Source organism: Nocardiopsis sp. MG754419, assembly GCF_018207095.1.
Taxonomy (GTDB): domain Bacteria; phylum Actinomycetota; class Actinomycetes; order Streptosporangiales; family Streptosporangiaceae; genus Nocardiopsis.
Map to the genome: position 1 here is coordinate 20,810 of NZ_QOCZ01000109.1, position 7,751 is coordinate 28,560.

General features: G+C 71.2%; 6 protein-coding genes. All 6 read left to right on the plus strand.

All coding sequences use genetic code 11. The features are described 5' to 3' along the window. The first annotated feature begins 760 nt into the window (after positions 1–760). The 6 genes from tkt (at position 761) to DSY14_RS19395 (ending at position 7,685) form a co-directional block, all read left to right on the plus strand. Positions 761–2,854 carry a transketolase gene (tkt, locus tag DSY14_RS19370; protein ID WP_211718008.1) on the plus strand — a complete coding sequence of 698 codons (2,094 nt, stop codon included), beginning with the start codon at positions 761–763 and terminating at the stop codon, positions 2,852–2,854. Positions 2,855–2,955: 101 nt separating this feature from the next. Beyond that, a complete protein-coding gene (gene tal, locus DSY14_RS19375) occupies positions 2,956–4,062 on the plus strand; it encodes a transaldolase (protein ID WP_211718009.1) in 1,107 nt (368 codons plus the stop codon). Between the two features lie 150 nt (positions 4,063–4,212). Then, entirely contained in the window at positions 4,213–5,763 is a 1,551-nt protein-coding gene (gene zwf, locus DSY14_RS19380) for a glucose-6-phosphate dehydrogenase (protein WP_211718013.1), read from the plus strand. A 16-nt stretch (positions 5,764–5,779) separates the two neighbouring features. Further along, complete coding sequence (locus DSY14_RS19385) at positions 5,780–6,700, plus strand: glucose-6-phosphate dehydrogenase assembly protein OpcA (protein WP_211718010.1); 921 nt, start codon at positions 5,780–5,782, stop codon at positions 6,698–6,700. 2 nt (positions 6,701–6,702) lie between these two features. After that, positions 6,703–7,449, plus strand: a complete 747-nt coding sequence (gene pgl / locus DSY14_RS19390) for a 6-phosphogluconolactonase (RefSeq protein WP_211718014.1) — start codon at positions 6,703–6,705, stop codon at positions 7,447–7,449. Between the two features lie 86 nt (positions 7,450–7,535). Then, on the plus strand, positions 7,536–7,685 hold the full coding sequence (locus tag DSY14_RS19395) for a hypothetical protein (protein WP_211718011.1): 150 nt from the start codon (positions 7,536–7,538) through the stop codon (positions 7,683–7,685). The last annotated feature ends 66 nt before the right edge of the window (positions 7,686–7,751 follow it).

Consider the following 7,751-nt stretch of genomic DNA (forward strand, 5'->3'; position numbering starts at 1 on the left):
CGGAGGCGCTCCTGTCCCCTGCGGGGCCGGCTCGGTTTCAGACACGCGGATACCTCGACAACTCTTCGGGAATTTCGACACTGCTCGCCACGCGGGGTCGAGCGGACCGACAAACCGTCAGGATCAGCGAAAACCCCGTCAACGACATACTGTAGTACTTCCTCGTGCGGGCCGATGACCAACCCCCTGGGTAGGAGTCCCCGCCCGACGGTGACCTTCGTCCCCCGCGGCGAGAGGCCTCGCGGGTGTACAGAAGGTTCGCACACGCCTCATCATGCCTCCAACGTGCCACGCGCCCCACGCCAGGGCCCGCAACAGCGCCCCGGAGCCGTACCCCACAGGCGAGGGTGGGCGTCGGGCAACGACATCCTCCGGCACGAACGATAGGCTCACAGACGGTGCTGTTCTTCGTGTCCCACCGACCAGGACGGGGCACGGTGCGGCGCCGTGGTCCAGGGGCCGTGCCAGGCCCACGGTCCGACGCCGAGCGTTCCCGCCCCCTCGGGGCGTGTTCGGTGGATGCCGTCCGTCGCGAACGGCGCGTCCGGTGGCGCCGACACCAGACCGAAGCAGGAGTCAGCCGGATTCGGCTGTCGAGCGTTGGGAAAGCGGTGTCGGTATCCCCGGGGCCTCACGCGGCAGGGCGGGTATGCACCGAGTACGCTCTGGCATCCCCGATCCGCCCGACCGGCGGGTCGACGCGGGGGCGCCCGACGACCAACAAGCACACACGACCCCACACCAAGGAGAACGAAAGTCCGTGAACGCCCACACCCCGCAATCTCTGGAGTGGTCGGACCTCGACCTCCGCGCCGTCGACACGGTTCGGGCCCTGGCGATGGACGCGGTAGAGAAGTCGGGTAACGGTCACCCCGGTACCGCGATGAGCCTCGCGCCCGCCGCATACCTGCTCTTCCAGAAGGTCATGCGGCACGACCCCGCCACACCCGACTGGGTGGGGCGCGACCGCTTCGTGCTGTCGATCGGCCACTCCAGTCTCACCCTGTACATCCAGCTCTACCTGGCCGGGTACGGCCTGGAGCTGGACGACCTCAAGGCCCTGCGCCAGTGGGACAGTCTCACCCCGGGTCACCCCGAGGTCGGTCACACCGCCGGTGTGGAGACCACCACCGGGCCGCTCGGTCAGGGCGTCGGCAACGCCGTCGGCATGGCCATGGCGGCCCGCCGTGAGCGCGGCCTGTTCAACCCCGACGCCGGCCCCGGCGCCAGCCCCTTCGACCACCACGTCTACGCGTTCTGCTCCGACGGTGACGTGCAGGAGGGCGTGAGCCACGAGGCCAGCGCGCTGGCCGGCACCCAGAACCTGGGCAACCTCATCATGATCTGGGACGACAACCAGATCTCCATCGAGGACGACACCCGCATCGCGCACAGCGAGGACGTGGTGGCCCGCTACGCCGCCTACGGCTGGCACGTCGAGGAGGTCGACTGGACCGCCACCGGCGAGTACGTCGAGGACATCCAGGCCCTCCACCAGGCGATCCTGCGCGGCAAGGCCGAGACCGAGCGCCCCACGTTCATCCGTCTGCGCACCGTCATCGGCTGGCCGGCGCCCAACAAGCAGAACACCGGTGGCATCCACGGTGCGGCGATCGGCGCCGACGAGATCTCCGCGACCAAGGAGATCCTGGGTCTGCCGGACGCCCCGTTCGCGGTCGAGGACACCGTCATCGAGCACACCCGCCGGGCGCTGGACCGCGGCCGCGAGGCCCGCACCGAGTGGGAGACCGCCTTCCACGCCTGGCACACGAGCGCCGGCGAGAAGGGCGAACTGTTCGACCGCCTGCAGTCGGGCAAGCTGCCCGAGGGCTGGGAGAAGGCGCTGCCGTCCTTCGACCCCAGCGAGAAGGGCGTCGCCACCCGTAAGGCCAGTGGCGAGGTGCTGGGCGCCATCGCGCCGCTCCTGCCGGAGCTGTGGGGCGGTTCGGCGGACCTGGCCGGGTCCAACAACACCACCCCCAAGGGCGAGCCGTCGTTCCTGCCCTTCGATCGCGCCAGCAGCATGTTCCCCGGCAACCCGTACGGGCGTGTGCTGCACTTCGGCATCCGTGAGCACGGCATGGGCTCGATCCTCAACGGCATCGCCCTGCACGGTCCCACCCGCCCCTACGGCGGCACCTTCCTGGTGTTCAGCGACTACATGCGACCGGCCGTGCGTCTGGCCGCGCTCATGAAGCTGCCGGTCACCTACGTGTGGACGCACGACTCCATCGGCCTGGGCGAGGACGGCCCCACCCACCAGCCGATCGAGCACCTGTGGGCGCTGCGCGCCATCCCCGGTCTGGACGTGGTCCGTCCGGCCGACGCCAACGAGACCGTCGTGGCCTGGCGCAGGACCCTGGAGAACACCGACCGTCCGACGGCGCTGGCGCTGACCCGCCAGAACGTCCCCACTCTGGACCGCGAGGAGTACGGCGCGGTCGAGGGTGCGGCGCAGGGCGGCTACGTGCTCGCCGAGGCCACCGGCGGCTCCCCGGAGGCGATCATCATCGCCACCGGAAGCGAGGTGCAGCTGGCGCTGTCGGCCCGCACCGAACTGGAGGAGGCCGGCACGCCCACGCGTGTGGTCTCGATGCCGTGTGTGGAGTGGTTCGAGGAGCAGAGCGAGGAGTACCGCGCACAGGTGCTGCCCCCCTCGGTGCGGGCCCGGGTGTCGGTCGAGGCCGGCATCGCCATGGGCTGGCGCTCCTACGTCGGTGACGCCGGCGTGTCGGTGAGCCTGGAGCACTTCGGCGCCTCCGCGCCCTACGAGACCCTCTACGAGCGGTTCGGCATCACCTCCGAGGCCGTCGTCACGGCGGTCCGCGACAGTCTGGTCAAGGCCGGAAACTGAGGAACCGGGCCCGCCGGGAGGAGCTCCCGGCGGGCCCGTCGCCCGTGCGCGGCACGGGCCACGGACCGAGCGCAGACCAAGCGCAGAGAAGGCGAGAGCACATGAGCACCGCACTGAAGGACCTGGCCACGGCCGGGCAGTCGGTCTGGCTGGACGACATCAGCCGGGAACGGCTGCGCACCGGCAACCTGGCCGAGCTGATGTCCACGCACCACGTGACCGGCGTGACGTCCAACCCCACCATCTTCGACAAGGCCCTCGCCGAGGGCGACGCCTACGATCTTCAGGTGCACGACCTGGGTGTGCGCGGGGTGTCGGTGGGCGAGGCCGTCCGACTGCTCACCGCCTACGACATCCGTTGGGCCGCGGACACGCTGCGTCCGGTGTACGACGCCACCGACCGTGTGGACGGGCGGGTCTCCCTGGAGGTGGACCCCCGTCTGGCGCGGGAGACCGAGCGCACCATCGCCGAGGCACGGTCGCTGTGGTGGCTGGTGGACCGCCCCAACCTGATGATCAAGATCCCGGCGACGGTCGAGGGCCTGCCCGCGATCACCCAGGTGCTCGGGCACGGCATCAGCGTCAACGTCACCCTGATCTTCTCCCTGGAGCGCTACCGCGAGGTCATGGACGCGTTCCTGGCCGGGCTGGAGCTGGCCCGGGAGAACGGCCACGACGTGTCCCGGATCCAGTCCGTGGCCTCGTTCTTCGTCAGCCGCGTGGACGCCGAGGTCGACAAGCGGCTCAAGGCGATCGGCACGCCGGAGGCAGAGGAACTGCTGGGCCGCGCCGCCATCGCCAACGCCCGCCTGGCCTACCGCGACCACGAGGAGGTGTTCTCGTCCGAGCGCTGGAAGGCCCTGGAGGCGCAGGGCGCCACCCCGCAGCGTCCGCTGTGGGCCTCCACCGGCGTGAAGGACCCCGCCTACGCCGACACCCGTTACGTCTCCGAGCTGGTGGCGGCGGGCACGGTGAACACCATGCCGCAGGCCACCCTGGACGCCACGGCCGACCACGGTGAGATCACCGGTGACACGGTCCGCGGCGGTTACGATGCCGCGTGGGCCGACCTCGACGCTCTGCGCGAGGTCGGGGTGAACCTGACCGACGTGGTCCGTCACCTGGAGGACGACGGCGTGGTCAAGTTCGTGGACTCCTGGGAGAGCCTGTTGAGCCGACTGACCATGAAGCTCGACGCGCTCTCCTAGCGTCGTCCGCCCGACGCACGGACACCCCGTCCCACGTCACCGTCCCGTGTCCGCGCGTCGTGCGCGCGGACACGGGCCCCGGACCGACCCCGGTCACCGAGGCACCGGCCACTCTCGACAGGAAGAGAAGACACCGTGAAAGAACCGGTGATGCCGGGAGCGGTACCCAACCCGCTCCGCAACGCCCTGGACCGACGGCTCCCCCGGATCGCCGGGCCCAGCGTGCTGGTCCTGTTCGGGGTCACGGGCGACCTGGCCCGCAAGAAGCTGCTGCCGGCCATCTACGACCTGGCCAACCGCGGCATGCTGCCGCCGGGCTTCGGTCTGGTGGGGTTCGCCCGCCGCGACTGGGAGGACCAGGACTTCGCCCACGAGGCGCACGAAGCGGTGCGCAAGCACGCGCGCACACCGTTCCGTGAGGACGTGTGGCGCCAGCTCAGCGAGGGGGTGCGGTTCGTCCAGGGAGACCTGGACGACGACGCGGCCTTCGACGAGCTGGCCCGGACCGTGCACCGCCTGGACGCCGAGCGCGGCACCGGCGGCAACTACGCGTTCTACCTGTCGCTGCCGCCCAAGCTGTTCCCCACCGTGGTCACCCAGCTCAAGCGGTCGGGGTTGGCCCAGGGCGAGGAGGGCGAGGGGCCGGGAGGGGTCACCCCGTGGCGCCGGGTGGTGATCGAGAAACCCTTCGGACACGACCTCCAGAGCGCGCAGGAGCTCAACGCGGTGGTGGACGAGGTCTTCCCCCCGTCGTCGGTGTTCCGGATCGACCACTACCTGGGCAAGGAGACGGTCCAGAACATCCTGGCGCTGCGCTTCGCCAACACCCTGTTCGAGCCGTTGTGGAACCGCAGCTACGTGGACCACGTGCAGATCACCATGGCCGAGGACATCGGCGTGGGCGGTCGGGCCGGGTACTACGACGGGATCGGCGCCGCCCGTGACGTGATCCAGAACCACCTGTTGCAGCTCTTGGCGTTGGTGGCGATGGAGGAACCGGTCTCCTACAGCGCGGACGCGATCCGCACGGAGAAGGAGAAGGTGCTCTCCTCCGTCACCCTGCCCGAGGACCTGGCCACCGGCACCGCCCGCGGTCAGTACGCCGCCGGGTGGCAGGGCGGCACGGCGGTGCGGGGGTACCTGGAGGAGGACGGCATCCCCTCCGACTCGGTCACCGAGACCTACGCGGCGCTCAAGCTGGACGTGGGCACCCGCCGGTGGGCGGGTGTGCCGTTCTACCTGCGCACCGGCAAGCGCCTGGGCCGACGCGTGACCGAGGTGGCCCTGGTGTTCCAGGCCGCTCCACAGCAGATGTTCGCGCGTACCGACATCAGCGAGCTCGGCCAGAACGCCCTGGTGTTGCGCATCCAACCGGACGAGGGCGTCACCCTGCGGTTCGGCTCCAAGGTACCGGGCGCCTCCATGGAGGTCCGTGACGTGAGCATGGACTTCACCTACGGGCAGTCCTTCACCGAGGCGAGCCCGGAGGCCTACGAGAGGCTCATCCTGGACGTGCTCATCGGCGACCCGCCGCTGTTCCCGCGCCAGGAGGAGGTCGAGCTGTCCTGGCGGATCCTGGACCCGGTCGAGGAGTACTGGGCCGAGGCCGGCAAGCCGGAACAGTACGGCTCGGGCACCTGGGGTCCGGAGTCCGCCCACGAACTGCTCGCACGCGACGGCCGCCACTGGCGGCGTCCGTGACCGCCGGGAGGAACCGATGACGCTCTACCTGCCGCGCACCACCACCGGTCAGATCACCGAGGCGCTCATGTCCGAGCGGCTCAGTGTCGGCGGTGGCGCGATGAACATGGTGCTGACCCTGGTCATCGTCACCGACGAGGCCGATCACTACGACGCCGTGCGGGCCGCCACCGAGGCCGGTCGTGAACACCCGTCCCGGGTGGTGGCGCTGATCCGCCGCGACCCGGACGCCGAACCGGCCATCGACGCGGAGATCCGCCGTCCCGGCACCTCCGGTCCCGGTGAGGCGGTGCTGCTGCGCCTGTACGGGCCGCTGGGCGAGCACCCCGACTCGGTGCTCACCCCCCTGCTGGTGCCGGACGCGCCCGTGGTGGTGTGGTGGCCCGGCCACGGGCCGCTGGACCCCAGCTCCGACCCGGTGGGCCGGCTGGCCCAGCGCAGGATCACCGACGCGCTGCGCGCCCCGGACCCGCTGCGGGACCTGGTGGACCGGGTGGACCATTATCGACCGGGGGACACCGACCTGACCTGGACCCGGCTGACCCCGTGGCGTTCGCTGCTGGCCAGCGCCATGGACCAACCGTGCGGATGGGTGACCTCGGCCGAGGTGACGGCCGAGGCGGACTACCCGAGCGCCGAACTGTTGGCGTCGTGGCTGTCCAAACGCCTGGAGGTGCCGGTGGGGCGGGCCGTCTCGGACGGGCCCGGCCTGACCGGGGTGCGGTTGACCACGGACCAGGGGGACATCGTGATCTCCCGTGGGGACGGCCGGGTGGCCACGTTGTCCAGGTTCGGGCAACCGGACCAGGCGGTGGCTCTGGCCCGGCGCGGCGCGGCCACGGCCTTGGCCGAGGAGCTGCGTCGCCTGGACGCCGACGAAACGTACGCGAGCGCGGCCCGCCACCTGCGGCCGATGCTCGCTGGAAGCGGAGCATGAGGATGACCGAACCGGAGATCGTCCGCACCAACGACGCCGCGCAGCTGGCGCAGAGCGTGGCCGCACGCCTGGCCAAGCTGATCGTGAGCGCCGAGACCGAGGAGCGCGACTTCCACCTGGTGCTCACCGGGGGCGGGGTCGGGATCCAGACGCTCGCCGCGCTGCGCGACGAGGCCAAGGGCAGCGGCATGCGGTGGTCGCACGTCCACCTGTGGTGGGGCGACGAGCGTTTCCTCCCCGAGGGAGACGCCGACCGCAACGAGACCCAGGCCTGCGAAGCGCTGATCGACGACATCGACATCCCCTCGCGCAACGTGCATCCGATGCCGGCCTCCGACGGCACCGACCACAGCGAGGCCGAGCGGGCGGCGACCAACTACTCGGCGGCGCTGTCCGTGGCCGCCCGCGGTGCCGGCCCGGTGCCGGAGTTCGACGTGTGCCTGCTGGGCCTGGGGCCGGACGCCCACGTGGCCTCGCTGTTCCCGGGGTTGCCGGGCGTGCACGAGGACGAGGCCGCGGTGGTGGCCGTGCGCGACTCCCCCAAGCCTCCGTCGACCCGGGTGAGCCTCACGTTCCAGGCGATCAACACCGCACAGCAGGTGTGGGTGCTGGCCGCAGGCGAGGGCAAGGCCGAGGCCGTGCGCCTGGGGTTGTCGGGCGCGAGCGTCGACGAGGCGCCGGTCGCGGGTGTGCGGGGCACGGAGAAGACCGTGTTCTGGCTGGACGAGGCCGCCGCCTCGCAGCTGTAGTCGACGCCGTGGGCGTCCGCGTCGGGATGTGCACGTCAGAGCGTGCGCCTTCGGCGGGTGAGCCGGCCACGGCGCAGGGGCCGCGCGTGAACGCGCGGCCCCTGCGCTGCTCGGCCGTCTCGGTGGCCATGGTGAACCACGCCGTACCCGCCACGACCGCACCACGCTCCCGGGCCAGAGCCGCCAACTCCTGGGCCGTGGCCGCCGCCACCTCGGCCACCCGACCCCGGTCATAGCGGTCCGGTTGTCCTCGCCGCCGCTCCACCGCGACCGCGGGCGCACACCTGGACAGCACCGTCATC